Source organism: Thermoleptolyngbya sichuanensis A183 (assembly GCF_013177315.1).
In the GTDB taxonomy this organism is placed as follows: Bacteria; Cyanobacteriota; Cyanobacteriia; order Elainellales; family Elainellaceae; genus Thermoleptolyngbya; species Thermoleptolyngbya sichuanensis.
In genome coordinates, this window is sequence record NZ_CP053661.1 from 2,388,668 (window position 1) to 2,413,927 (window position 25,260).

24 protein-coding genes are annotated in these 25,260 nt (G+C 56.0%); 9 read left to right on the forward strand and 15 right to left on the reverse strand.

The genetic code is table 11. The features are described from left to right. The first annotated feature begins 292 nt into the window (after positions 1 to 292). Entirely contained in the window at positions 293 to 766 is a 474-nt protein-coding gene (locus HPC62_RS10030) for a globin family protein (RefSeq protein WP_172355302.1), read from the forward strand. Positions 767 to 797: 31 nt separating this feature from the next. Beyond that, entirely contained in the window at positions 798 to 1,535 is a 738-nt protein-coding gene (locus tag HPC62_RS10035; protein ID WP_172355304.1) for a phycobilisome rod-core linker polypeptide, read from the forward strand. A 163-nt stretch (positions 1,536 to 1,698) separates the two neighbouring features. Here the strand turns inward: HPC62_RS10035 and psb35 are convergent, their stop codons facing one another. The 6 genes from psb35 to tsaE form a co-directional block, all read right to left on the reverse strand. Beyond that, positions 1,699 to 1,887 carry a photosystem II assembly protein Psb35 gene (psb35, locus tag HPC62_RS10040; protein ID WP_172355306.1) on the reverse strand — a complete coding sequence of 63 codons (189 nt, stop codon included), beginning with the start codon at positions 1,885 to 1,887 and terminating at the stop codon, positions 1,699 to 1,701. 267 nt (positions 1,888 to 2,154) lie between these two features. Then, positions 2,155 to 4,752, reverse strand: a complete 2,598-nt coding sequence (locus tag HPC62_RS10045; protein WP_225910626.1) for a transglycosylase domain-containing protein — start codon at positions 4,750 to 4,752, stop codon at positions 2,155 to 2,157. Between the two features lie 541 nt (positions 4,753 to 5,293). Then, on the reverse strand, positions 5,294 to 5,767 hold the full coding sequence (locus HPC62_RS10050) for a nitrate reductase associated protein (protein WP_172355308.1): 474 nt from the start codon (positions 5,765 to 5,767) through the stop codon (positions 5,294 to 5,296). Between the two features lie 56 nt (positions 5,768 to 5,823). Further along, complete coding sequence (locus HPC62_RS10055) at positions 5,824 to 7,230, reverse strand: glycoside hydrolase 100 family protein (RefSeq protein ID WP_172355310.1); 1,407 nt, start codon at positions 7,228 to 7,230, stop codon at positions 5,824 to 5,826. Positions 7,231 to 7,405: 175 nt separating this feature from the next. After that, entirely contained in the window at positions 7,406 to 7,549 is a 144-nt protein-coding gene (locus HPC62_RS10060; protein ID WP_172355312.1) for a hypothetical protein, read from the reverse strand. A gap of 1,211 nt (positions 7,550 to 8,760) precedes the next feature. Further along, entirely contained in the window at positions 8,761 to 9,234 is a 474-nt protein-coding gene (gene tsaE / locus HPC62_RS10065; protein ID WP_172358884.1) for a tRNA (adenosine(37)-N6)-threonylcarbamoyltransferase complex ATPase subunit type 1 TsaE, read from the reverse strand. 264 nt (positions 9,235 to 9,498) lie between these two features. Here tsaE and HPC62_RS10070 point away from each other — a divergent pair, with 264 nt between their 5' ends. Then, positions 9,499 to 11,460: a DNA polymerase III subunit gamma/tau gene (locus HPC62_RS10070; protein WP_172355314.1), complete on the forward strand. Its 1,962-nt coding sequence runs from the start codon at positions 9,499 to 9,501 to the stop codon at positions 11,458 to 11,460. Between the two features lie 73 nt (positions 11,461 to 11,533). On the opposite strand, the gene HPC62_RS10075 is transcribed toward HPC62_RS10070, so the two are convergent. Then, positions 11,534 to 11,965, reverse strand: coding sequence for a GNAT family N-acetyltransferase (locus tag HPC62_RS10075; protein ID WP_172355316.1), 432 nt, complete (start codon positions 11,963 to 11,965; stop codon positions 11,534 to 11,536). 139 nt (positions 11,966 to 12,104) lie between these two features. On the opposite strand from HPC62_RS10075, the gene HPC62_RS23950 reads away from it, so the two are divergent. The 3 genes from HPC62_RS23950 (at position 12,105) to HPC62_RS10090 (ending at position 14,717) form a co-directional block, all read left to right on the forward strand. Then, complete coding sequence (locus HPC62_RS23950; RefSeq protein ID WP_172355318.1) at positions 12,105 to 12,890, forward strand: redoxin domain-containing protein; 786 nt, start codon at positions 12,105 to 12,107, stop codon at positions 12,888 to 12,890. 264 nt (positions 12,891 to 13,154) lie between these two features. Continuing rightward, the gene (locus tag HPC62_RS10085) at positions 13,155 to 13,631 is read left to right on the forward strand and encodes a DUF2721 domain-containing protein (protein WP_172355320.1); all 477 of its coding nucleotides are present in this window, start codon (positions 13,155 to 13,157) and stop codon (positions 13,629 to 13,631) included. A gap of 561 nt (positions 13,632 to 14,192) precedes the next feature. After that, positions 14,193 to 14,717 (forward strand): YHS domain-containing (seleno)protein, encoded by a 525-nt coding sequence (locus HPC62_RS10090; protein ID WP_172355322.1) that lies wholly within the window; start codon positions 14,193 to 14,195, stop codon positions 14,715 to 14,717. Positions 14,718 to 14,815: 98 nt separating this feature from the next. Here HPC62_RS10090 and typA read toward each other — a convergent pair whose 3' ends face one another. Further along, positions 14,816 to 16,606, reverse strand: coding sequence for a translational GTPase TypA (gene typA, locus HPC62_RS10095; RefSeq protein ID WP_172355324.1), 1,791 nt, complete (start codon positions 16,604 to 16,606; stop codon positions 14,816 to 14,818). An 804-nt stretch (positions 16,607 to 17,410) separates the two neighbouring features. Here typA and HPC62_RS10100 point away from each other — a divergent pair. Next, the gene (locus HPC62_RS10100) at positions 17,411 to 17,755 is read left to right on the forward strand and encodes a hypothetical protein (RefSeq protein ID WP_172355326.1); all 345 of its coding nucleotides are present in this window, start codon (positions 17,411 to 17,413) and stop codon (positions 17,753 to 17,755) included. A gap of 282 nt (positions 17,756 to 18,037) precedes the next feature. Next, positions 18,038 to 18,985, forward strand: coding sequence for an NAD-dependent epimerase/dehydratase family protein (locus HPC62_RS10105; RefSeq protein ID WP_172355328.1), 948 nt, complete (start codon positions 18,038 to 18,040; stop codon positions 18,983 to 18,985). A gap of 123 nt (positions 18,986 to 19,108) precedes the next feature. Here HPC62_RS10105 and HPC62_RS10110 read toward each other — a convergent pair whose 3' ends face one another. Both HPC62_RS10110 and dcd read right to left on the reverse strand, forming a co-directional pair. After that, on the reverse strand, positions 19,109 to 19,768 hold the full coding sequence (locus tag HPC62_RS10110; RefSeq protein ID WP_172355330.1) for a PPC domain-containing protein: 660 nt from the start codon (positions 19,766 to 19,768) through the stop codon (positions 19,109 to 19,111). A 280-nt stretch (positions 19,769 to 20,048) separates the two neighbouring features. Next, the gene (gene dcd, locus HPC62_RS10115; RefSeq protein WP_068508153.1) at positions 20,049 to 20,630 is read right to left on the reverse strand and encodes a dCTP deaminase; all 582 of its coding nucleotides are present in this window, start codon (positions 20,628 to 20,630) and stop codon (positions 20,049 to 20,051) included. Positions 20,631 to 20,814: 184 nt separating this feature from the next. Here dcd and HPC62_RS23720 point away from each other — a divergent pair, with 184 nt between their 5' ends. Next, complete coding sequence (locus tag HPC62_RS23720) at positions 20,815 to 21,243, forward strand: hypothetical protein (RefSeq protein ID WP_228721744.1); 429 nt, start codon at positions 20,815 to 20,817, stop codon at positions 21,241 to 21,243. Between the two features lie 107 nt (positions 21,244 to 21,350). On the opposite strand, the gene HPC62_RS10125 is transcribed toward HPC62_RS23720, so the two are convergent. The 5 genes from HPC62_RS10125 to HPC62_RS10145 form a co-directional block, all read right to left on the reverse strand. After that, entirely contained in the window at positions 21,351 to 21,794 is a 444-nt protein-coding gene (locus HPC62_RS10125; RefSeq protein ID WP_172355332.1) for a pentapeptide repeat-containing protein, read from the reverse strand. A gap of 301 nt (positions 21,795 to 22,095) precedes the next feature. Further along, positions 22,096 to 22,605: a hypothetical protein gene (locus HPC62_RS10130; protein ID WP_225906685.1), complete on the reverse strand. Its 510-nt coding sequence runs from the start codon at positions 22,603 to 22,605 to the stop codon at positions 22,096 to 22,098. Between the two features lie 165 nt (positions 22,606 to 22,770). Further along, positions 22,771 to 23,835 carry a M42 family metallopeptidase gene (locus HPC62_RS10135; RefSeq protein WP_172355334.1) on the reverse strand — a complete coding sequence of 355 codons (1,065 nt, stop codon included), beginning with the start codon at positions 23,833 to 23,835 and terminating at the stop codon, positions 22,771 to 22,773. 113 nt (positions 23,836 to 23,948) lie between these two features. Then, positions 23,949 to 24,614: a class I SAM-dependent methyltransferase gene (locus HPC62_RS10140; RefSeq protein WP_172355336.1), complete on the reverse strand. Its 666-nt coding sequence runs from the start codon at positions 24,612 to 24,614 to the stop codon at positions 23,949 to 23,951. Positions 24,615 to 24,617: 3 nt separating this feature from the next. Then, a complete protein-coding gene (locus HPC62_RS10145; protein WP_172355338.1) occupies positions 24,618 to 24,971 on the reverse strand; it encodes a hypothetical protein in 354 nt (117 codons plus the stop codon). Between the last annotated feature and the right edge of the window lie 289 nt (positions 24,972 to 25,260).

Here is a 25,260-nt window from a genome sequence, read left to right on the forward strand (position 1 = left end):
CCTCATCATACGGCGCGATCGAAATACGGCACGATCGAACCGCTCTCCGGCTCTCCCAGCCGCGCATTGGCAAACCAGACCCGCATTCAGATTTCCAGAGCAATCCCGCCCCCAAACCGTTGAACCCGCCCCAGGATGTATTAAGAAATACATCTTTATGGGGGGCTATTTTGCGGAGTGGGCAATCTGATCCTAAGGATGGCAAGTTGCTCAGCGCCGCAGCGGTTGAGAGGGTGCAGGGCGATCGCCATCCGCCTTTTCCCACTCGTCTCCATCGCATGGTCTTTGTCCTATGCTCACCCTTAGCCACACCCTAGACCGAAGTTTGCGAAACGCTGATGGCGCTTATCTGGATCAGCAAGGACTGCAAATCCTGAGTGCCTACGTGCAAACCTATCAGACCCGGCTAGATGCATATCAGCAATTGCGCGATCGCAGCACGCCAATGATTCACCAGGCGCTCAAGAAGCTGGCGCAGGTGCATCCAGAGCTAATCCAGCAGCATGGACAGCGCTGTTTATATGACATGACCGAAGTCGTTCGCTACATTGCCCTCTCGGTGCTGCGAGATGACGAGACATTTTTCAAAGAGCAGATGATGTCTTGGCTCGACACCATCCTGATGGCCCACAAGCGCCATAGCCACTGCGCCACGGCCTATCGCTATCTCCAGGAGGCGATCGCCGCCAACCTCTCGCCCGCCGCCAACACACTCATTTCTCCGTATTTGGATAGCGTTGTTCTAGCGCTACAATCCCACGCCTAGCCTACGTCTAGCGGTCATTCCAGAGGTCGATATGCAACACACACCCATTTCGATTCATCCCAATTCCTCTCAGACCGAGCGCGAAGCCGCCCTCCAGCAAATCTATCGGCAAGTCCTCGAACGCCAGCCCTACAGCTATGAGCGGCGAATTTTAGGACGGTTGGAAAAAGACTTTCTGGCCAACCGGATCGGGGTACGGCGGTTTCTGCGCGAACTGGGACAGTCCGAGGTATATCTCAACGCCTTTTACTTCAATACGTCTAACTACAAATTTATAGAGCGCTGTCTGAAGCATTTCTTGGGGCGGGCACTCCTCAACCATGAAGAAATGCAGCACTATGGCAACGTTCTGGCCCGACAGGGCGCAGCAGGGCTAATTTCGACCCTGCTCGACTCAGAAGAATATCGCAAGGCGTTTGGTGGGTTCACGATTCCCCATGCCCGCGCCCAGTCGTGCTACGAATCGCCCAAAGCCTACCTGGAAACCCATGTGCTAAACCAGGAATACGCAGGGCGACGGGGCAACGCCGTGCCAACCCTGATCTGGCACGAGCTAGGGCTGAACTGCGACACAGGCGTATGCCGCCACCCAGAGGCCGACGAAGCCCTAGAGCCGCCGCTCCCAGGAATTGCCGACCATTTGCCAGACTCCTTCTTGGCGCTGCTTAGAGGAGACAATCAGGAACTAGACACGGCTACGGTTCGGGAACTGGTTGCTTCTCTCTCGCCGCAGCAAAGAAAAGCCCTCCAGCGGGCAATCCTGAGTTGAGATCTGGCCCTTCAGCCTTTCCCTAGAGCAGCTACTATGCAGTGGGGTATAGCGGTAATGCCGTTGTATCCCATTTTTTATCGGACTTTTTATCGGATTGCCGATTGAACTCAGCAATCCTTCTAAGCAATCCTTACTAAGCAACTCCTTACTTTTTCCGCGTCTACTTGGGGTCTTCGTCGATCTTCGGAACGATGTCTGGACGCTCCTTGGCTTCCCAACCCGGCGGCCGCTTCGAGTTATACCAGGCGATCGAGCCGATGGTGACGGCCGCAATAAACCCCACCACGTAGACCGCCGTAAACCAAACTGGAAAACCGCCGCCTGCGGCTACATCCATCAACAGAACCATAACCCTAAGCTCCAAATATTTCAGAATTTCAGATTCCTCAGGACTTACGCACTTGCAATAAGTCTTCTGGGTTTTGGACGATTTCTCGCAGGCGCAGCCCGCAAGAAATCGTCCAACTGCGTCAGTCCTATTCCTAAAATCATCATTCCGTAGAATCGACCCCTCACACCAATATTTTTGGGCAAGGGCCGATCGGGAACAGCCCTGTGAACAGCCGCATCGGGTGCTTTGCCGCAACTAGCTGCAAGGTGTAGGTTCCTTCAGGAATTACTCTGTTGCAGGAGGGGGCGCTTCTGCCGGGGCCGGGGCTGGGGCCGCAGGCTCGGAGCGAGGCCGCTCCAGGCGAGGGGGCGGGGCAGGACGCTCAGGCGGTGGCGGCGGTGGCGGCGGCGCTGGACGAGCTTCCACGGGTTCTGGTTGGGGACGCTCGACCCGCACGGGTTCAGGACGCGGCTCTGCGGGACGCGGCTCTGGCTCGACAGGGGGTGCTGGAGGCTGTGGACGAGCAGGTGGCTCTTCAGGGGACGATGGGGCTGCCTGCACAGGGTCACTATTGCGAATCTTGCGAGGCTCGGAACGAGTATCTGGGGAGGCTTCGCGAGCCGCAGGAGAACTGGGCGATCGCGCGGGTGCTGCTTCCTCGGATCGACGGCGAGAGCGGCTGCCAGAACCAGAAGATTCTCCCTCCGCGTCGCCTCCAGTTGTCGGGCCAACGAACATTCTCCGGGGGCGAATTCGCTCTGCCTTGATGGAACCTTTGCGATCGCCGCGCAGGTTGGGCTGCGGGAACGACTCGACCGGCATTCCCTCGGTTGCCTGCGCCATATAGTTGCGCCATACGAGGGCGGCCGTGCTGCTGGCTCCTGCCGTCGGGCGGTTGTTGTCATTTCCCAGCCATACCCCCGTCACCAGTTGAGGAATATAGCCGATGAACCAGAGGTCGCGCTTAGCATCGGTGGTTCCCGTTTTGCCAGCGACGGGCCTACCCTGCAATGCAGCGTTGCCGCCTGTGCCACCATTCACCACGCCCCGCAGCATCCAGGTCATGATATTGGCGCTGTCGGTATCTACAGCCTGCTCTGGCGTGAAGTTTGCCTCATAAATCACGTTGCCAAAGCGGTCGATGATGCGCGTGATGCCGTGTGGCTCGATGTGCTTCCCTTGAGCAGCGAGAGTGCCGTAGGCGCTGGTGAGTTCCAGCAGGTTGACCTCCAGCGTGCCCAGTGCCAGCGAGTAGGCAGGAATCAGCTTAGACTGAATGCCCATGCGTTTGGCGGTTTCTATCACCGGGTTGAAGCCTACATCCAGCATTACCTTGACTGCAACCACATTGATTGAGCGGGCTAGCGCATCCCGCATAGATACGTCGCCCGCATGTCTCTCGCTGTAGTTTTTGACTTCATAACCATCGACAACCAACTTAGAGTCTAGATAGTTTTTGTACGGAGAGAATCCAGCGGCGATCGCCGCTGTATACACAAAAGCCTTGAAGGTCGATCCGGGCTGGCGCTGCGCCTGAGTTGCCCGGTTAAACTGACCCGCGATCAAATCCTTTCCGCCCACCAGCGCCTTGATTTCGCCTGTGCGGGGGTCGATAGACACCAAAGCCGCTTCAGAAAACCGCTCCCATCGTCCATAGCGCTCGACGGCTTTGGCGACCGTTTCCTGAGCAATAGCTTGCCACCTGGGATTCAGCGTCGTCTCGATGGTCAATCCGCCCACTTCCAACACCTCCGGGCTAACGCGCTGAGGCAGTTCTTGCTGGAGGATGTAGGAGGTAAAGTGGGGCGTTTGGCTGATGAGGTTACGGGGCTGGCTGGGCGCTAGCTCAATTTCTGCTGCTTTTGCCTCCGCCAGTTCTGCGGCGGTGATGAATCCGGACTCATACATTCGCTCCAGAACAATATCGCGGCGGCTGCGGGCCAGATCTGGGTTCACCAGCGGCGAGTATTCGCTAGGGGCGGGGGCCAGCCCAGCAATCATGGCCGTTTCAGACAAAGAAAGCTCGCCAATCGGCTTGCTGAAATAAATCCAGGCGGCATCGCCCACGCCATACGCGCCTGACCCCAGATAGACCAAGTTCAGGTAGCGCTCCAGGATTTGATCCTTGGTTAGCTCATTTTCCATTTTGTGCGCCATCAGCGCCTCCCGCAGCTTGCGGTCGAGGGTGCGCTCCTGCCCCAGAAAGACGATCCGCGTCACCTGCTGGGTGATGGTGCTAGCCCCTTCGACCACTTCGCCGGCCGACAGGTTTGCCAAGGCTGCCCGGGCGATCGCCCGATAGTCCACGCCACTGTGTTCATAAAACTTTTTGTCCTCAGCAGCGATGAAGGCGTTTATCATCGTGTCTGGGATCTGGTCGAGTGAGAGCGCTTCTCGCGTTGCGGGCCCAAGCTGTTGCAGCACCGTGCCGTCTGCCGCCTTGATGGTCATCGAGCCATCGCGGGTATAGGTCAGCGCGTCTTCCGGGTCGGGTAGCTCGCTCTGGATCTGGCGCACCGTATCGATGGCCGCCATGCCAAAACCGCCCGCACCCGCCAGGGCAGCCATCACCACCCAGGCATACCAGGCCTGATAGAACCGACGGGGCGATCGCTTAGGCGGCTCCAGATCGGGGTTGGGTTTTGACCATTCCACCAGTGCCGGGTCGGGCTGGGGCGGAGAAACGGGCACTGCCACATCCACAGGAGCCTGAGTGGAAGCTTCTACAGGCAGATCGGCTGGCGTGTCCTGCGTCGAAGTGTCGTCTGCAAACGGGACACCCAAGCCGCTTGAGGTTTGAGCCAGACGGTCGTCCTTGCCGCTGTGTAGCGCGTCGCCCTCTGGCTTGACCCAGCCCTGAACTCGATCAAAGAAACCTGTCACGCTAACTCTCCCCACTGAAACCGCACAGACAGAGCGAAGTTAGAAAAGACCGATTTGGACTCATCGAACTGCTCTAGTTGCAATCGTGGCGCTGGATCAGACCCGGAAGATTTGCAAAACCACAAATCCTGAGATTGTTGCCCCCGCCACCGCTATACCCCAACGCCGTAACCTGCTGCTATGAACTGCTATAACATTGCGAACTGCTATGACGCTGCTATGACATTGTTACCTACATAAGCGCCAACCGTCTGCGATCGCGCCTGAGATGACCCATAAGTCCAGATCTATCGATTAACGATAAAAACTAGCCCGTAGGGCGCAGTCAAGCTTGGAAAACTGGCTATTGCTTTGCTATCAGCAATAGAACAACTTCAATCTATCGAACCAAAGAAATGAATCAAACAAAAGCTTAACCTAAAAATCGGGTTCTATGAACCTTTGTGACAGTTATGCAACAGTGGATTTACAAGAAACTCGTCCCAGTACTTGCCCCAGCGATCGCCCCAGTCTTTGCCCAGCGATCGCCCTCAATCAACCGCTACGCCTCTGACCCAGCACTCTGTAGCACGCCAAATTCTCGCAGCGCAGGCAGAAAATTTTGATGTTCATGGCTAGACTGGCTAAGCTTGATCAACGCAAATCGCTGGAGCGGATCGAGGCGGCTCCACTGTTCAGTAGTGAGGCACACACCCACGCGCTGCCCCTGCTGCTGCACCGAGTCGGGAATTTGGTGTGCATTGAGCCAGGCGGGCTGCGGATCGAGGGGCAAATCGGCTGGGCGATCGCCCCCTTGGGCAGCCACCAGGTCATACACTCGCTGGCGATAGGCGGCGATGTCTGCCTCGCTTTGGCAGGGCAAGTCGAGCAGCAGTTGGCGATCGCCCCAAGGCAGCGCGTGCCAATGGGTCAGCTTCAGCTTTATCCCACAAGTGTCGAGGTTATAACGGACGCGCATGGGCACGCACCGCAGCGAATCGGCAAAATCCTGCTCAAATTGGAAAACCTGGCTCAACCGTATAGCCCCCTTGTCAGGTCTGTAGCTGCATAAAGCCGCCGCCTTGGGGCCGGCTAGAACTCTTGCAGACGATACATCCAGTCGAAAAACTGCGGATCTTCGTCAAAGCAGATTAGATCAAGATGGCTGGGGTTGTCCAGAAAATCTTGCGCCAGCAGATAGCCTGCAATCGTCCAGGTCTGATACTTACGTGAGGCCTTGCCCACGTAGCGTCCGGCCTTGCCGTCATAGTATTCTGGCCACTCGTCTTCACTGAGGCGGCGTTCGGCAATAGCCATGGCTCGGCGACACAGATCCGTCCGTCCCGTTTTTTGGCAGGCCGCCGCCATCAGCCACAGCAGCATCGGCCAACTGCCGCCATTGTGATACGACCAGGGCACATTCTTCGGGTCGCAGCCCGTTAGAATTTTCCACTCTTGATCCACGACGGCGGGATAGCAAATCTTCATGGGCATCTGCCCCACCAGGTCATCCCAGCGCTGCTCGATCAGGTTCATCACCTGCTGCGACTCTTCGGCATTGGTCAGCGACGATACGACGGCCATCAGGTTGCCCAAGGCAAAAAAGCGAAAGTCTAGCCGGGCTGGGCCCAGGTTGCCCGCCAGGTAGCCGCCTTCATCGGGCATCCAGTCAAATGTCCATTCAGGAATTGAATCGGGATAGATATTGAACTTGTTGACTGCGCCCTCGCCAAATTCTTCGCCGTGGTAGCGATAGATCGTGTTCAACCGCCGCGCATCCAGCCAGTAATACTGGCGCATATGGTAGTTCAAAATGCTGAGGCGCTGGTTGATGATCTGGATGTGGATATCGTTGCGCGGGCCCGGAGCCAGCAGTTCCCGGGCCGACATCAGCGCCGCATAGAACAGGGTTTGGATTTCTAGCGGATGCCCATCTACGCCCATGCGGCGGTCGATCATGAACGCACCGTCGGGGACAAGCATGGTGGGATACATGTCGAAGCGATCGGCCATGCAGAGCTTGAGAATCCACAGGATGCCCTGCTGAAACTCTGGCTGGTGGGCCAGATCCAGGTCGCCCGTTGCCTTGACATAGGCCCGCAGCAGAATAATCCACCAGAGGCAGGAATCGACAGGCGTGACGCGGCCAATGGCGTGTTCACCGAAATCTGCCACCAGGTATTGCTTGCCTTCGGCACTGACAACTTTGAAACTGGCGGGCATCAATCCCCGGCCAGCGTAGAAGTAGTCCATCTGCTTCTCGCCGCTCTGGAGTGCCAGAGTCTCCACCAAAAAGTTTCGGACAATTTCGGGGCGGCCGTGGGTGAGAAACACTAGCGCTGAGGACACAAAATCCCGCACGAAGCACTGATCGTAGTTCAGGGCTTCGACGCTGGGGTCACAAGCTGCTACGGTGCCGACGGGGCGATCGCCGTAATACACAATCGACCGCTCCAGGAGTTGCCAGGCTTCTGTTACAAGATTTGTCGTAGTCTTCATTGCCTAACCTGTAAGTGGCTTAAACAAGGATTTAGAAGGGTGAACTCAGTAAACGATGCAGATCATTAACTAGCCAGTTAACTGAAAAAGATGCAGAGCCAAGACCAGTCCCGGAAGCGCGGAGGACGCGCCCTGAACCTCAGTTCCTCAGGTTCTACCGGCTCTTCTACAGGCTCTAAATGTGGGCAGGGTTGAGGGGATTGAGGCGCTTTTTCCATTCCACAGGAATTTGATCACCAAAAGCATCCCCCGACGTGCCTAGCCAGATGCAGTGAGGCGTGGCCCATTTCCGGGCGATCGCCCCCAAAGCATTCAGCAAAAGCAGTCTTGCCTGACCCTCCGAACTCGAATCTCGCCCAACTCCTGTCCCAAGCAGACAGACCCGGTGATCCAAAAGTTCAGAAACAGCAAGCTGCCGGGGCGCTTGTAAACTGTAAACAAACAACCCTTTGGCTTTGGAGCGCTATAAAAGCAACGAGATTTCCAGGAGCGACAGGCGAATGTTAGATGTTTGCGAAAACACGTTTGGGAAAACGTGCTTACGAAAACATAAACCTACGGAAGCACGCCCTTGTGAAAAGGAACACATCCCCATTAGAAATGTGCGCCCCTAAAAACGTGTTCCGCCAGGAAAGAAGCTGGCCTCAGATTTCAGCAGTGCCGAAAAGCCTATAACAAAGGACGATTCTGTAGCCGCGCAGTGGATCTACAAAAACGACCATTCGATTTAGCTTGAAGGCGGTTGCCTCAGTCAGCAACTCTACAGCGTTTAACGTGCCCTAGCAATTGGTAAAGGGCTTCAAGATTTTTGGTCTGAAAGCGTGACGCGGCTCATTGCTACCCAACTCTCCGTTGACAGAAACAGCCTTGAGAGAATTCAGAGAATTCTTCGAAGTCTGCTTCTGGACACTGGGCGATCGCGCAATATGCCTTGCACTGCTATCAAACCCACCTTCAGCAAAGGGCTAACCCTGGCAGGTTATTGCCAAAGCTTGACCCCATACTGAACCAACGCTACTGACCTGGCAAACTCGAACACTGCAATCGCTCTTTTGCGGCGATCTTAGCGTCAACTTTACAGAGATAGCATAAGTAAGTTTTCTTAGGAGCCGAGAGATGCACCCGAAACCGTGGTCTAGAAGTATGCCAGCGTCAAGATGGACAGGCTGAAACTCACACATAGCGCCAGTTCAGACCGCCATTCAGATGCCCACACAGACTCCGTTGGCGCACAGGCTTAGTGAATCACTCCACCCATTCCCCATTTCCCCCTTTGAGAACCCGATAGACATCGGCCAAACGGCGGATATATCGAACTCGTCATCCCCAAAAGGGCAAACTAGGAATCATCAGGCGAAGTGCATCGTAGGGTTTTCCCTGAGAAAAGCCCTACGCAAAATTCCGATATATCTAAAGTAATATTTTAGTAGCCCTTTTGACTGAATGAAGCGCTAAGGTCACAAAACCAATACAAAACTGGAACCTTCTATAAAAGCTTTATCCATCTGTCATGGAGTCTGGACGTATGGCTCAAGCAAATTGCGCTGGTAGATTTCCCAGGTAGGCCGCCCAGTTAAATTCTCCAGCAGAAGTGAGGCGGGCCCGCCGTTTGGCGGAGGCCGAGGTCTGGAGCGCCAGATGGAGACTTGGCGTAGGCACAGCAATCAGGCGCTCGGCCCATTCAATGGCAACAATGCCTAGTGGCAAATCTTGCCCCGCCCAATACTGGTCTAGATACAGCGCTTCTGTTTCCGCTGGCTCCAGTCGATACAGATCCATGTGATAGAGCGGGATGCGCCCCTCGGTATATTCGTTCACGAGGGTAAACGTGGGGCTGACGATGGGGTCTGAAATGCCTAAACCAAGCCCAATGCCCTGGACGAGCGTGGTTTTGCCTGCGCCGAGGTCGCCTTCCAACAGCAAAATGCTACCCGCTGGGAGCGATCGCCCCAAAAGCTCTCCCAAGCGCTGGGTAGCGGCAGCATCGGGCAGGTCGAGGGTCAAAGGCAACAGTTGAGCAGACATGGTGAACCGCAGCGGCTATAAATACAGCAGGAAATATTACGGCAAGAAATATTACGGCAAGAAATATTAGGAACTTCAGGATTTGCTAGCGCCTGCAACCCATTATGCGAGGTACAGGTCAACATGGATTCTCCGCCTTGCGGCGGCTCTAGAACTCAGACTGTTTAGAACTCAGACTGTTCAGAACTCAGACTGTTTAGATCAGACTCCTTAGAATAGTAAGAGCGTTCACCCCTTGCCGCCGTGACCTACGAACCGCTGCACCACAAATATCGTCCCCAGACCTTTTCGGAACTGGTGGGCCAGGAGGCGATCGCCGCCACGCTGACCAACGCCCTGCGTCAGCAAAAGATCGCCCCGGCGTACCTGTTCACTGGGGCACGCGGCACAGGCAAAACCTCCAGCGCCCGGATTTTGGCAAAATCGCTGAACTGCCTGCAAGCCGGGCAGCCCACCGAAAAGCCCTGCGGTCAGTGTGAGGTCTGCCGCATGGTGGCTCAGGGCACTGCGCTAGACGTGATCGAAATCGATGCCGCCAGCAATACAGGCGTAGACAACATTCGTGAACTGATTGAGCGGGCCCAGTTTGCCCCAGTCCAGTGTCGCTACAAGGTGTATGTTGTCGATGAATGTCATATGCTCAGCAATGCGGCGTTTAATGCTCTGCTGAAGACGCTGGAGGAGCCGCCGCCCCATGTGGTGTTTGTGTTGGCGACGACCGACCCACAGCGGGTGCTGCCGACGATTATTTCGCGCTGCCAGCGGTTTGACTTTCGCCGTATTCCGCTGGAGGCAATGGTGACGCATCTGGGGGCGATCGCCCGCGCCGAGTCTATCCCCATCACGCCAGAGGCGCTGCATCTGGTGGCGCAAATCTCCCAGGGCGGGCTGCGCGATGCGGAGAGCTTACTCGACCAGCTCAGCCTGCTAGAGGGCGAAATCTCCACGGAAAAAGTGTGGGATCTGGTCGGTGCTGTGCCAGAGCGGGATTTGCTGGATCTGGTGAGGGCGATCGCCGCTGACCAGCCCGCCCCCGTCCTCGACAGCGCCCGCCGCCTAATGGATCGGGGACGGGAACCGCTTGTCGTGCTGCAAAACCTGACCAGTTTCTACCGCGACCTGCTGATTGCCAAAACCGCGCCCAGCCGCAGCGACCTGGTTGCCATCACGCCCAACACCTGGGCAGAAATGTGCGAGTTTGTCGCATCGCTGCCCATCGAGATGCTGCAACAGGGGCAGCAGCGCTTGCAGGAAAACGAGCCGCGCCTGCGCCAGAGCAGCCAGCCGCGCCTGTGGCTTGAAGTCGCGCTGATGGGACTGCTGCCGTCGGCGGTGTCGCTGCCGTCGGCGGGAAGCATAGTGCCCAAGGTCATCGCTGCGCCTGCCCCCGCACCTGCCCCCGCGCCGACTCCTCCCACACCCGTGCCTGCGCCTGCCGCGATCGCCCCCAGCCCAGCCCCGACAGCCGTTTCGCCCGCGGCCGCTGCTCCCCCGCCTGCCCCCGCGCCCGCCCCGTCCTCACCCGCGGATCTCCCCGCTCCACCTCCCCAACCCTCTAATCCTCCTGCTTCTCCACCCGTCGCCCTGGCCCAAATCTGGCAAGACGTTCTCAGCCTGATGCACCCTCCTTCGACTGCGATCCTGCTGCGGCAGCAGTGTCGCCTGCTGGGGTTTGACGGGCAGACGGCGCGAATCGGCGTGAACTCGCAGCCTTTGTTCAACATGGCCAAGAGCAAGCTGCCCAATATCGAAGCAGCCTTTGCCAAGCTTCAGAACGAAGCCATCCGCGTGACGCTGGAGGTGGCCGCAGGTGGTGAGGCTATGGCAGCGTCCAATTCTGCAGGTGCGCCCGCCAGTGGGTCTGCCAGTGCGCCTGCTAAAGCGCCTGCTAGTGTGCCACCCGTGCCAGCCGCGCCACCGCAATCGCCAACTGCCCCAACTGCTCCAATTGCTCCGCCGCCCGCTGCTGCCGAACCCGATCGCGCCACTCCGGCGATCGCCCCATCCCACCCCTTTCCCGAAATTTCACCCCTGCCGCCACCCATTCCAGCTTGGGAAGCCGAGGACGAGGTGCTGCGGGCGGCCAAGAGCCTGGCACAGATGTTTAATGGGCAATTGGTCAATCTAGACGGAGAGTTGCCCAACGCAAACACCGATTCTGGAGACGCAGATGCCGCAGAAGAGGAGGAGGATGTGCCGTTTTAGCAGGTTTTGGGGCGGGCGATCGCCCGTTGCTTCGGCAATGGGCTGACTTTGGTAGCGCTGGGTTAACGCTAGGTTAACGCTGGGTCAGCGGCAGAGAAAAATGGTGAGCGGCGATCGCCATCCGCTGGCGCAAGTAAAACCGATGGGCTGCAAACCGCTGTACCCCCGAATCTAGCTCTATCGAGCGGCAGCCGTGGGCGCGGGCATAGTCTACCAGCCAGCCAAACAGCGCCTCCCCATAGCCTTTGGAGCGGGCCGACTCGGTGGTGATCAGGTCATCCACATAGAGAAACGGCCCGGCAAACAGCGATTCCGTCAGGCGGAATCCGGCAACGGCTTTTACGGCATCCTCTTCGCTCAGATAGCCGATCCGAAAGCCGTGCTGTGCCTGTCGCCGTACCTGCGCTACAAATTCAGCTTCGACTAAATGCGGCCGCAGTTCTAACAGCACGGGAAAACAGCGCAACAGGTCAAGCTCAGAGGTGGCGATCGCAATGTTGGGCATATTTCTGAAGCAGTTTTCGATCGGTATAGCGCTGTTCCCGGCAGGCTTTTGAGCTTTAGGAAAAACGCTCAGGATTTCCTCATTCTAGGGCTGGAGCGGCATGTCAGCATGAAGGTTCCCTCTGCCGTGGGCCGCAGCCATGACCACCACCCTAACCGTGGGCGATCGCTTTCCCGACGTAACCCTGCCCAACCAAAACGGCGAACCGATTACCCTCTCTAGCCTGACGCAGCCTGCGCTGGTCGATCACTACCTGGGCTTTGCGGACGGCTATCCGCTGATTTTGGTGTTCTATCGGGGTTTTTTTTGCCCGCGCGATCGCCAGCAGCTTCCGCAACTGGTACAGTTTCAAAGCGAATTGGCAGTGAATTATTGCAAGCTAGCCACAGTGTCGGTTGATCCGCCCATTGTGCAGGCGGCGTTTCGGGCAGGGCTGGGGGCGCAGTGGCCGTTTCTCTGCGACAAAGGGCGATCGCTCTTGCGGCAAATCAATATTTTGGACGAAACCGAAGGCGAATATGCCTACCGTCCACAGCCCTATACCTTCGTGCTGCGTCCCGACCTGACGATTCACAGCCTCTACAATGGCTGGTTTTTTGTGGGACGGCCCACGCTAGAGAAACTGCGGCAAGATCTCCGCGCCATCATGCAGACCCGCGTAGACTATGCCTACGAAGCCTACGATGCGCCAGAGGTAAAGCAGATTCGCATTCCGCAGCAGACCTGGGCAAACGGAACGCCGACCCTGGGAGAAAGTGGGCTGCCCGTGTTGCGTGGCGTGGTGCGCTGGTTTGACCTGCGATCGGGCAATGGCATGATCGCCAGGGAAGACGGGGAACAAGACATGTTTTTTAACTTCACAGCCATTCCTGGCGAAGGGTATCGCACCCTGACGGCAGGAACAGCGGTGCAGTTTGAGTTCTGACTGCCTGACACATCTCTGGAAACCCCCGATTTCTCGTAGGGGACGCTGGCCCAAAAGCTCCTCTGACCAAGCCCTCCGGCTCCAACTCAGGAGCTATGCGCTTCGATCCCAAGACAACGAATTTTCTGGGCTTTCGGGACTTGTGTCAGGCAACCAGGTTTGAGTTAATCAAAGGCCGCTTTGGCGACACGGCTCGAAATGTGCAAAAAGAGAGTGATTCTGCATAATTTCTCTCGCTTAAAGTAGTGGACTAGAGGGGTTGAAATGAACGCCCAGCAGGTTGCCCAAACCATTCAATTGATCATTGCCCCCGTGGTTTTAGTCACTGCCTGTGCGCTGATTCAAAATGCTGTGTTGATGCGCTACTCCGCCATTAGTCAGTCAATGCGATCGCTCGCCTTAGAGCGCCTCAATTTGCTGCGTTCCAAAGAGGACTATTTCTATGCCGAACGACTCCAGGAAATCGATCGCCAAATTCCCCTGCTGACGCAGCACCATCGTCTTTTGCAAAAAACGGTGATTGTTATTTACAGCGCTGTTTTAATATTTCTGATCAGCATGTTAGCGATCGCCCTTGCGGTTGCGTCTAATGCAGCGGCGATCGCCACTCTAACGCTAGGATTATTTCTCTTGGGAACCGGAACCTTGGTTCTAGGAGTATTTTTAATTATTCGAGAAGTCCGCCTATCCCATCGAGCCGTTTGCTATGAGATTGGACGCATTTCCTCACTCGAAAGATGAGCATTTTCAGGAGTCCTAAAAGCACTTTCAGATTTGGAAATACTTTCTTACTTGTTCTTTATACGGTTCTCAGCAAACTCTCACTTAATACCAGAATCAGCCCGCTACGCTGACCTTGAGTTTGAAACGGTTTATGAACTTAGAGCTAATTTGTAAAGGAGCCTGAAAGCCTTGTTAATCAAGGATTTCCGAGAAACCGCTTTTCCTGGGCAAACATGACCTCAAAGCCACACATGCCAGGAGTTTCAGGCTTCTCAAGATTTGCTTCATAAATTAGCTCTTAATGTAGCGCCCTGAAAACCGATTACTTAATGATTCAAGATCAGAAGTGTTGAACGCAATGTTAGCAGGGCAAGTTCATAGCTGAATCCAGTACAAAAGATCTATAATTCTGCCTGTAATGACCTACTTATTGCTTCCATTCTCAATAATCCGCCTCTTGAGAGTGCTTTTTGTAAAGTTTTACCATCAAGATTCAACACTTCTGATTCAAGATCTCTAACGTTCATCCAGAACACATTGGTTCCCGACTCTGCAATCTATTCAAGGATAGTTGAATTCATGAAATCTAAGCATCTAGCAATTCTCGCGATCGCTGGTCTTACAGTTGTGAGCCTAGGACATCAACTGAATCGGTCGGTAGTGGCTGATGTGGTGCAACCTGAGGCGATCGCCCAAGTCGCTGCGACTCGCCATCCCGCCGTCTACACCGAAAATGGTGTCGCGTTGGATGGTCAAGACGTTGTTGCCTATTTCACCCAAAGCGCCGTAGTCGAAGGCAGCACCGCCTATTCCTTGCAATGGAACGGCACAACGTGGCTATTTTCTAGCGCCGCCAACCGCGACCTGTTTGCTCAAAATCCTAGACAATATGCCCCGCAATACGGCGGCTATTGCGCCAAAGCTGCGGCAGGTGGTGTCTTGGCAACTACAATTCCAACAGCATGGGAAGTGCGAGGCGGCAAGCTGTATCTAAACTACAGCGCCGATGCCCAACGGGAGTGGCAGCAAGACACCGAGACGAAGATCATTCAAGCCAACGCCAACTGGCCGGGGATTTTGGACAACGAGACACTCAAGCGGTAATCTCGACAGGTAAAAACAAAAGCGGGGTGAGTTGAAATCTAATTCACCCCGCTTTTGGCTATGTTTCCGAAGGAAGAGGTCGAGAATTCCAGAGAATCCTAACGTTTTGCCAGTTTTTTCACCATCTTACGCAGGCGAATCGACTCTGGCGTAACCTCCAACAGTTCATCCGGGCCGATGTATTCCAGCGCCCGCTCCAGGCTCATTTCCACCGGGGCCTGAAGCTGCACGAGTTCGTCGCCGCCCGATGCTCGGTGGTTGGTCAACTGCTTGGTCTTGCAGACGTTTAGCTCCAGGTCTTGGGGGCGATTGTGTTCGCCGATGATCATTCCTTTGTAGACCTTTGTCCCTGGCGTGATAAAGAACACACCCCGGTCTTCGGCATTTTTCATGGCGTAGAAGGTGGCCACGCCCTCTTCAAAGGAAATCAGCACGCCGTTTCGACGGGTTTCCACCTCACCCGACAGGGGGCGATAGTCCAAAAAGCTGTGGCTCATGATGCCTTCGCCGCGAGTCAGCCGCATAAACTCGCCCCGGAAGCCGATCAGCCCCCGTGCCGGAATCACGAACTCCAACTGCGTGCGGCCGTTGCCGCCGACGCGCATATCCTGCATTTCGCCACGCCGCTGACCCAGCCGCTCGATGCAGCCGCCGACGCTCTCTTCCGGCACGTCCAGCACCAGCAGTTCAAACGGCTCGCAGGGTTGCCCGTTTACTTCTCGATAGATGACCTGCGGCTGAGACACCTGAAACTCGTAGCCTTCGCGGCGCATTGTTTCGATCAAAATGCCCAAGTGCATTTCACCCCGACCCGACACAGCAAACTTGTCGGGCGAGTCGGTTTCTTCGACGCGCAGGGCGACGTTGGTTTCTAGCTCGCGCATGAGGCGATCGCGCACTTGGCGAGACGTAACCAGCTTGCCTTCCTTGCCCGCAAAGGGAGAATCGTTGACCCAGAAGGTCATTTGCAGCGTCGGTTCATCGACTTTGATCAGCGGCAGCGCCTGGGGATTTTCGGGGTCGGTGATGGTTTCGCCAATGTTGGCATCGGCAAAGCCCGCCACTGCGACAATATTGCCCGCCGTGGCACTTTCTAGCTCTACCCGCTTCAGCCCCTCAAAGCCCAGCAGCTTGCTGATTTTTGCCTTGACCACCGCCCCCGTTTCCGTCACCAGCGCAGCCTGCTGCCCCGCCTGAATCGTGCCGTTGTGGATGCGGCCAATAACGATACGACCGAGATACTCGGAGTAGTCGAGCGTCGTTACCTGAAGCTGGAGCGGCTTAGCCGGGTCGCCAACGGGCGCGGGCACATGCTCCAAAATTGCCTCAAACAAGGGCTTCATATCAGTGCTGTCGTCGTCCAGATCCTTCTTGGCAAAGCCGCTCAGGCCCGACGCAAACAGATAGGGAAACTCGCACTGGTCGTCGTCTGCGCCCAGTTCCAGGAAGAGATCCAGCACTTTGTCGATCGCCCCGAAGGGATCTGCCTGGGGACGGTCGATTTTGTTCACCACGACCACCGGACGTAGCCCCTTTTCTAGCGCCTTTTTCAGCACAAAGCGGGTTTGGGGCATCGGGCCTTCGTTCGCGTCTACAATCAGCACGCAGCCATCGACCATGCCCAGCACTCGCTCCACCTCGCCCCCAAAGTCAGCGTGGCCAGGCGTGTCCACAATGTTGATCAGCGTGTCTTTGTAGCGGACAGCGGTGTTTTTCGCCAGGATGGTGATGCCGCGCTCACGCTCCAGGGCGTTGGAGTCCATCACGCAGTCAGGGACTTCTTCGCCTTCTCGAAAGGTGCCGGACTGTTTCAGCAGCGCGTCTACCAGCGTGGTCTTGCCGTGGTCAACGTGGGCAATGATGGCAACATTGCGAATCGGCAGTGTCATAAGGAGAAGTCCCGGTTGAAAGTGAATAATGCGTGAATAGGGTGGGTTGAAACCTGGCAGTGCCAGCACTCTCTGGGTGGTTTAGCAAAGAGCAGCGGGCAGGATTTAGGAATCTTTGTGGAATCCTTTATAGGGAACCGTCGGTACAGAAGCCTGGTGAACGCTGCTGGAAAAGTTCTGGACGCGGTGCCAGGGGCGATCGCCTCCAAGCTCTAGCCTCCAAGCTCTAGCCTCCAAGCTCTAGCCTCCAAGCTCTAGCCTCTTAGCTCCAGTCTCTAGCCCCTACCTCTTAAGAAATTCTTTCTTGCCGAAGCACCAGATTCCGTGTAAAGAAGCCGTAATGATTCTAGCTTATTCGTTACCCAATCCGCTTGCCCCGCTGTGCTGAGATTGCCCAATCTCACCCAAGGCACAACCAGTTCCCCAAAAGCGGCCCGCAAAATATCCCCAACACGCCGGACGTTCGCCTTTTTCGCGGGCCACAGCCGAATGGCGTTTCAGGTCGAAGCGCTGAATTTCAAAGTTTTTTGAACTTGCTCGGCTAGGGCCTTCCGATTCTCAGATAGAGCCATTAAAATCCCATGCTTAAGATGTTGTTACGGGGGGTTTCAAACAGTTACATCCCATACCAACTGGGCGATCGCGCTTCTTGCTGAAGCTGCTCACGGGGTTGTCTCTGATACTTTTTTCTCCATTTACTTAGCCCTTCAGCAATCTACGGTTTGCGTCACCTTTTTGAAAAACGCGCCTATCAACGCGCCTCACCAATCAGCACTGAGATTAAACCAGCGGTAAGAGTCAGCTATGAACTACTCGTTTGAACTGGTGGGCATTTCGCCCATTCTGTCGTTTTTTAGCCATCAGCACAGCACCCCTGCCCATCGGGGCGCAGAGTATCTGGGAGCCTATCGCTGCACGCTGGATGCATTTCTGGAATCCGTGGAAACGGTGCCCCGAAAGCGAGGCTGGAACCTGGATGCTGTGGTAGACAGCGTGGTGAACTTTTGGCTGAACAATGGCGAACAGGTGCGCCACTGGCGGCAGCGGCTCGAAGATGCGGGCAGAGAAAACGTCCTGGTGGCCAGGGTTGCCGACGTGCAGGCGATGCAGCAAGAGTTTGAGGCGCTGCTAAACCGTCCGCCCCAATAAGGTTGAAACAAGTCTGAAATAAGTCTGAAATAAGTCTGAAACAAGCCTGACCGCGAGTTTGGGAAATTTGCGCTAGGAAAACCGCCGCTGGAAAACCGTTGCAGTGAAACCGTCGCTGGAAAACCATCACGGCAAAACCGTCACGGCAAAACCGTCACACTGTGCCCTTTCCAGACCTCTGGCTGGGGTGTAGAATCTGGATTTGCCGGAAAGCGCATCGCCCGTTGAAACGGCAGCGCAGGGTTAGCACAGCAGGCGATTCCAGAGGAGTGGGCAACAGGTATGGCGACGTGTGTGGTGACGGGGGCGGCGGGGTTCATTGGGTCGCATTTGACGGAGGCGCTGCTCAATCGGGGCGATCGCGTGATTGGCATCGACGAATTTAACGACTACTATGACCCGGCGCTCAAGCGCAAGAACATCGCCACGGCGGAGCAAAACCCCAACTTCCACCTGATCGAAGCCGACATCCAAACGCTGAATTGGATCATGCTGCTTGAAGGCGTGGATGTGGTGTTTCATCAGGCGGCACAGGCCGGCGTGCGGGCAAGCTGGGGCGAGGGCTTCCGCCTGTATACCGAGCGCAATGTCAACGCCACGCAGATTTTGCTAGAGGCCGCTAAGCAAGCTCCCAGCTTAAAGCGGCTGGTATTTGCTTCGTCGTCTTCGATCTATGGCAATGCAGAAACCCTGCCGACGGCTGAAACGCTCTGTCCACAGCCTGTTTCGCCCTACGGCATTACCAAACTGGCAGGCGAACATCTGTGTCAGCTTTATTATCAAAATTTCAATGTGCCCGTCAGCATTTTGCGCTATTTCACAGTCTACGGGCCGCGCCAGCGCAGCGATATGGCGTTTCACAAGTTTTTTAAGGCGGTGCTGGAAGACCGCGAGATTTCAATCTATGGCGACGGGCAGCAGACGCGGGATTTTACCTTTGTCAGCGATGCGATCGCCGCTAATCTAGCTGCTGCCAGCGTAGAGGCTGCTATCGGCGAAACCTTCAACATCGGCGGCGGGAGCCGAGTCGTGCTGACGGACGTGCTAGACACCATCGACCAAATCACTGGAAAACCATTGCGCCGCAAGCACGTTGGCAACGCCGCCGGAGATGCCCGCCACACCGCCGCCGACGTGTCCAAGGCAAAGCAACTCCTTGGCTACGCCCCCCAGGTTTCTCTAAAAGAAGGGCTGGCGCGAGAGTGGGAGTGGATTCAGGCGCTTTATTAGGGTCAGGGTTACTGAGTCGGGGCTGGTTCAGTTGAATGACTTCTCGCGAGTTGTGCCCACGAGAAGTCATCGCAAAACCTTAGGAAACCCATCGAAAGGAACCCTATCGAACTGGGCAAGTTCCTACTGCGGGGGAACCTCGTCCAGATAGGTCAACTGTTCGCGGAGCATCTGAGCCATATCGCTGTTGCCCTGCTGCTCATAGAGGGCGATCGCCCGCTGATAATCTGCCCGCGTGCCGTTCAGGTTGCCTTGGACATAATGCACATCAGCACGATCGAGGTAGGCTTCGGGACGACTGGAATCCAGACGAATCGCTTCGTTAAACGCAGTTAGCGCTGCGTTCATGTCCCCTGTCCGATACACCTCGGTCGCGCGAGAATAGGCCCGGTCATAGGGCGTTGCGGGGCGCACTGTCACCAGATAATTGCCGCCCTGCCCCGAAAAGGAGCGAGCCAGCACCTTGTACGTGCCGTTAGAAGGCAGCGTAATCACAATTGTTGAATTCAGGCTGCGGGCGTAGTCATCGTTGCTAGCGATTTCTTGCCCTGAGGGCGACTGCAACACCAAAAATGTGTCAAAGTCGGTGCTGGTCATAGAGATCGTCACCGTGTCGCCGGCCTTGCCCGCAAAGGTGTATTCATTCTGCATTGGGGCCAAGCTGCCCCGCTCCTCAAATAGCACCTGTGCAGCGGCCGGGCGAGTCGTCGCCACCCAAGACCCACCGCCCAAAACCAACACCGTTGCCAACACCACACTCGCTTTTTCAAATCGTTTTAGCATGGTTCTCACAATATCCTCGACTGGGTTACTTGACTGCTCGATCATCTACAAGCCACGTACAAGGCATCTACAAGACACATACAAGACACCGATGGCAAAGGCATGGCCCTGATTCCTGAAACGCCGTGTCTCTTGACTGACCTTGTTAATGATCTTGCAAATTTGCCAATAGACTTTGCATATTGACTCTCATAGACTTCAGCCCCGGCGGTGGGATTTCCTGACAAATCTTGGCAGAAAGGGTTAAAAAAGCAACACGCAGGACGAGCAGAGCAGGAACCTATACTCGCGCCAGCGTCACCACCTCAGACTGATCTTGATATTTCCCTTGTCGCGTCTCATAACTCACAGCACAGGGTTCCCCTTCCAAAAAGAGAAGCTGCACCACGCCTTCATTAGCATAGATGCGGCAGTCGGCGCTGGAAGAATTGGAAAATTCTAAGGTTAAGTGTCCGCGCCAGGAGGCTTCGGCAGGCGTGATGTTGGCGATGATGCCGCAGCGGGCGTAGGTGCTTTTGCCCATGCAGATAACGGTGATATAGTCGGGCACTTCCAGCCGCTCTAGCGCCACGCCCAGCCCATAGCTGTGGGCCGGCAGCACGAAATATTGGCCAGACTCGTCTTCGTGTAGCTCGGTACTTTCTAGATTGGCGGGGTTGAAATGCTTGGGATCGACCACCGTGCCCGGCACGTGGCGGAAAATGCGAAACTCAACGGGCGAGAGCCGCACGTCATAGCCAAAGCTGCTGAGGCCGTAGGAGATAACCGGAAACCCGTCGAGCGATCGCACGAGTTTTGGCTCGAAGGGTTTAATCATCCCAGCGGCGGCTTGTTCTTTAATCCAGGTGTCGTTCTTAATCATTGTCACTTGCCCAGTCCTTTGGAGAATAACTCCTGATAAAACAACCCGTAGCGTAAGTAAATCAAGATCATCCCACATCTAGCGTCGTACCCACTCTCGCTTCAGGATATTTTTGGGAGTTTTTGGAACCTTGAGACGACTCGAAGCACCTTCACTAGGCAGAACAGCTTGGTAGGATAGTGGCATGACGACTAATCCAGATCATCCAGACCAATCCGAAAACAGCAGCAATTTTGAGCAGCAGGTCTTAGCCCAGCTAGAGCAGCTCTCGACCGGGGTCATTGGGATGTCAACCCAGTTCAACTCGCTGACCAATCGGGTGGATACGCTCTCGACGCAGGTGGATACGCTGTCTACCCAGGTCGATACGCTCTCGACGCGGGTGGATACGCTCTCGACGCGGGTGGATACGCTTTCGACGCGGGTGGATACGCTCTCAACGGATGTTGAACAGTTGTCCAAGGGCTTTACGAAACTGGATAACGAGCAAGAGCGCTTCAACGATCGCTTCAATGACTATCAGCGGGCAACCCAGTGGGTTGTGCAGCTTGCCTTTACGCTAATCGCCTCAGCAACGCTGACGGTGATTGTTACGTCGGTGCTAAGGCGATAGGTTCGGGTTATTTTAGGATGCAGCGTGTTTGGCTCAGCGCGTTGGATTTAGCGCGTTAGATTCAGCGCGTTTGGCGCTGGGCTGCGTTTTGTTGCGAGAACAGAGGTTTAGTCACCGCCGACGCTCAGATTGCTGCCCGCAGTCTCCGCACCCGCCAGGTTAATGCCTCGCAGCGTTGCCCCCGTTGTTTGGGCGTGGAAAACCGTTGCGTTGGTCAGGTTGGCGTTGGTCAGGTTGGCCTTGATAAAGCTGGCGTTGGTGGCATAGGCATCCGTCAGGTTTGCCGAGGTCAGGTTTGCGCCTTCTAGATCCGCCCCTTCCAGATTGGCACTTTGCAGGTTTGCGCTCTGCAAATTGGCTCCGCGCAGGTCGGCTCCAATGAGATGGGCCCCTTGCAAATCAGCCCCCTGTAGGTCGCAGCGGGCACAGGCTCCGGTAGACAGCAGTTGGAGGACGTGATCCGGGTTTTCGGCCTGTGCAGGGGTTGCGATTAGCAATGGCGTGGAGACGAGGGCGATCGCCAGCCAACGGTTGCGCTTGTTGCGGGTCATCAGTGACCTCCCAAGACGATAGACAATACGTAAAAGTCGAGTAATACACCCCTACTTCTACGATGTCACTGGCAACCGAAACTGCCCTCATGCGGGTGGATGATGCGATCGGGGGTTTTGCTCTCTCAATAGGCAGAACCCTGCGCTGACCGCACAATTGGACAGCACTAGCGGGCTGCACAAACTTTGCCTGCACTAGCTTTGCCTGCATAAGCTTTGTCTGCATCAGCGGGCCGCACACGAGAGCGGCGATCGCAGCAAGACAGTCCCCGCAATCCCGACCGCAATCCCGAAGTGTTCGCTAACTCCACACCGAATCCAACCAGCTCATCAGCGGCCGCAGGTTAATCGAGCCATCGTCGGCAATTAGCTCCGGCAGTTGCAGCACGTTGAACTGCACCAGCGCCAAAATCACCACGGTATAGACTGTGGAAGTTGCCAGGCTGGCCAGCAGTTCTCGTTTGAGATGTCGCGGCTGGGGCTGATTTTGCACCACGTCTAGCACTCCCCACTGCATCATCAAAATGCCCAGCACGTTGGAGAGCCAGTATCCGGCGATGGTGCAGGGGATTAGTGTCTCTGGCGCAAAGCGGCTGACCACATACCCAAACCCATAGGCCACGGGCAGGTTAAACACCAGATCATTCCACCAGGAGAGTGGCGACAGCATATAGCCAATCCCAAACACCAGCCCGCCGCGCAGCTTTTTGAGCCAGCGCCGAAGCGGAAATCCTGGCGATGGCGAGGGGGGTGCATCTGAATCTGGGGAAGGAGGGGCTATTGCAGTTTGGGGGGCAGGGGGTTGCGTCATGGGTTTTGGGAAAGCGGTGGAAGATCTGTGGAAAACCTGCTGATGTCAAGTAATGTCCAAGTTACGTTAGTTTGCGCCCGATTGAGTCTACCAAAGCCGAGTATTCTTGACTTCCCTTAAGCTCCTTTAATCCAAGGCTGCCTTTGCAGCGCCTTTTGCAGCACCTCATGGCCAGTCTGTCTCGCAGTAGGCTTGCAAAACGGGAACACAGTTGGCGATCGCCCCCAAGTGAGCAATCTCATAGCCGTGCGTGTTTTGGGTAGGAAAGCTGAGGCAGGCAGCGCGGGCGGCGTGCCCCATTTTCATGGCAATTGAGGCATCGCTGCCAAATCCGCTGATGGCGGCAAGCTGGAGCGGAACGCCCGCCTGCTCTGCGGACTGGCGCAATTCCTGGTTCAGCCCTTCGTCGTAGAGACCGTAGCCGTCTTGCGACAGTAGCACTGGCGCTTCTCCATCGGCGATCGGGTATTCCGAAGACAGCGGGCAAATCTCCAGGGCAATCAGCGCTGCCAGCGATCGATTCCGGCTGAAATAGAGCGCCCCGACCGCGCCCACTTCTTCTTTGGCAGAGGCGACCAAATAGGTGTCCAGGGCGGGTTCCTTCAGCACCCTGGCTAGCTCTAGCAAAATGGCGACCGAGGCTTTGTTATCCAGCGTATAGCTGGCGATATAGTCGCCCAGCCGAAAAGGGCGCTTGCGGTGCTTGCCCACGACCATGCGCGTACCCGGACGAATACCCGCTGCCTCCAACTCCTGCAAGCTGCACTTGGTTTCGACCCAGGCATCTTCCCAGCGCACGGGCTGATCCTCTTGCTGCGCCTTTTGGGGCGACTCGTGCGAGACATGGCGCGACCCAAAGCTCAGGATGCCGCTCAGCGTCGTGCGATCGCCCAGCAAGTCCACCACGCCCTCGCCATAGACCCAGGGAAACGCCCCGCCCAGCTTTCGCACCTGCACGCGCCCCGCCTCGCCGATCGATTTCACAATGCCGCCAATTTCGTCCTTGTGGCCAGTAATCGCAATCCCCGGACGCGCCGCATCGTCCGGTTGTTTTCCAGAGTTGCGGCCCGGAATCTTGGCGATCGCATTGCCCGCTTCATCCAGCCACGCCTCCAGGCCCAGCCCCCGAAACCGCTCCAGCAAATACGCATCCACCTCGCCCTCTACCCCGCTCGGCGAGTGGCACATGACGAGATCGGAAATTTGCTGAAACAGATCGTCGTAGGGCATGGTTTGGGAGCGATCGGTGTGCGAAGGGGAAGAGGGAAGAACGAAAACAGAAGAACGAAGAGAGAAGAAGTTTCGTTTTTCGTTTTTCGTTCTTCGTTTTTCGTTCTTCGTTCTTACTCCGAACCGCCTCCGCGCTTCACGCCCCGCAAAACCTGCAAACTCCCACCTGCATGGAGCGTCTGAGTGACCGTCTGGAAGCCCACCTCTGACAGCAGTTGGGGCAGATCGGTTTGAATGAATTGCCAGGCGGTTTCGGTTTCAAATAGCCAGAAAAAGACGGCTAGACCCGGCATGTAGAGCGGATTTGTTGGCTTATGCACATCAATGGCTGCAAAAATGCCACCGGGTTTTAGCACGCGATAGCATTCTTTGAGGATTTGCCGAAGTTGGTCGGGCTGCATTTCGTGCAGGGCGGCGCTGGTGTGAACAAAGTCAAACTGAGCATCGGGAAAGGGCATGTCTTCTGCCCAGGCCTCTACGAAGGTTGCCTGGGGAACATTCTGCTGGGCGCGGCGAATGGACAGTGGAGACGCATCCAGCCCGGTAACCGGCAGAGCTTGCTCATCAGCGGACTGCGGAAATCGCTCTAGGAGAAATCGAGTCGTCTGCCCGCTACCACAGCAGAGATCGAGAACCTGCGTGCTTTTGTCAAAAGTTAGCCCCGCCAGCGCAAGCTGCCGAAACCGGCCCTCGCCGCCCACTGCCACGGCCGCCAGACGGGAAATGCTGTCGTAGAGCCACTGATGGCGATAGCTCAGATCTCGCAGGATCGTTGCCAAACCTTACCCCGCCGTGCTGCTCAGCAGATTCCAGTGATTATTCTCGGCAACGGCACGGTTCACCAAGCTAAACATGCGCCAGCAGTGATTATCGCTTTTGAGCGGCAGTTCTTCGTTTTTGACTACCACATTCATGCGGACTTCGTCCTTGGGGGTGGCGATCGCCGTTTTATCGATCAGCACCTCCACCGTAACGAGTTGGGCATAGGTAACGCCACCGGGTTTCTCGCGGGCCACCATGTAGTCCTCACCGTCGTAGATCACCGCGCAGTTGCAGGATTGGAGCACGTCCTCCAGCAACTGCCGAAAGCGATCGAGCGGCGTTGCAATCGTGAACAACTGGGTATAGCGAGCCATAGTAACCTCGGACACGCAAGTGCAATTAAAAAATGATAGCAAACTCATTCGGTCAACCGTCAAACGACAGCAAGGGCAGTCGCCTAGCAGGACTTGCGGAACGTTACACTTTACCGGACAATCCAGAACGCAATGCCCTGACGCTAGACGCAGTGAGCAGCAGACTGTGCCGAGTGCGGCGGCTGTTGATAAAGAAATTAACATAACGAATTATTGGCGCATTCTACCATGCCCCTTTCTGAACAAAATGGTTTTGCTGTACAGAATTCAGCAACTTTTTGTCTCTGAT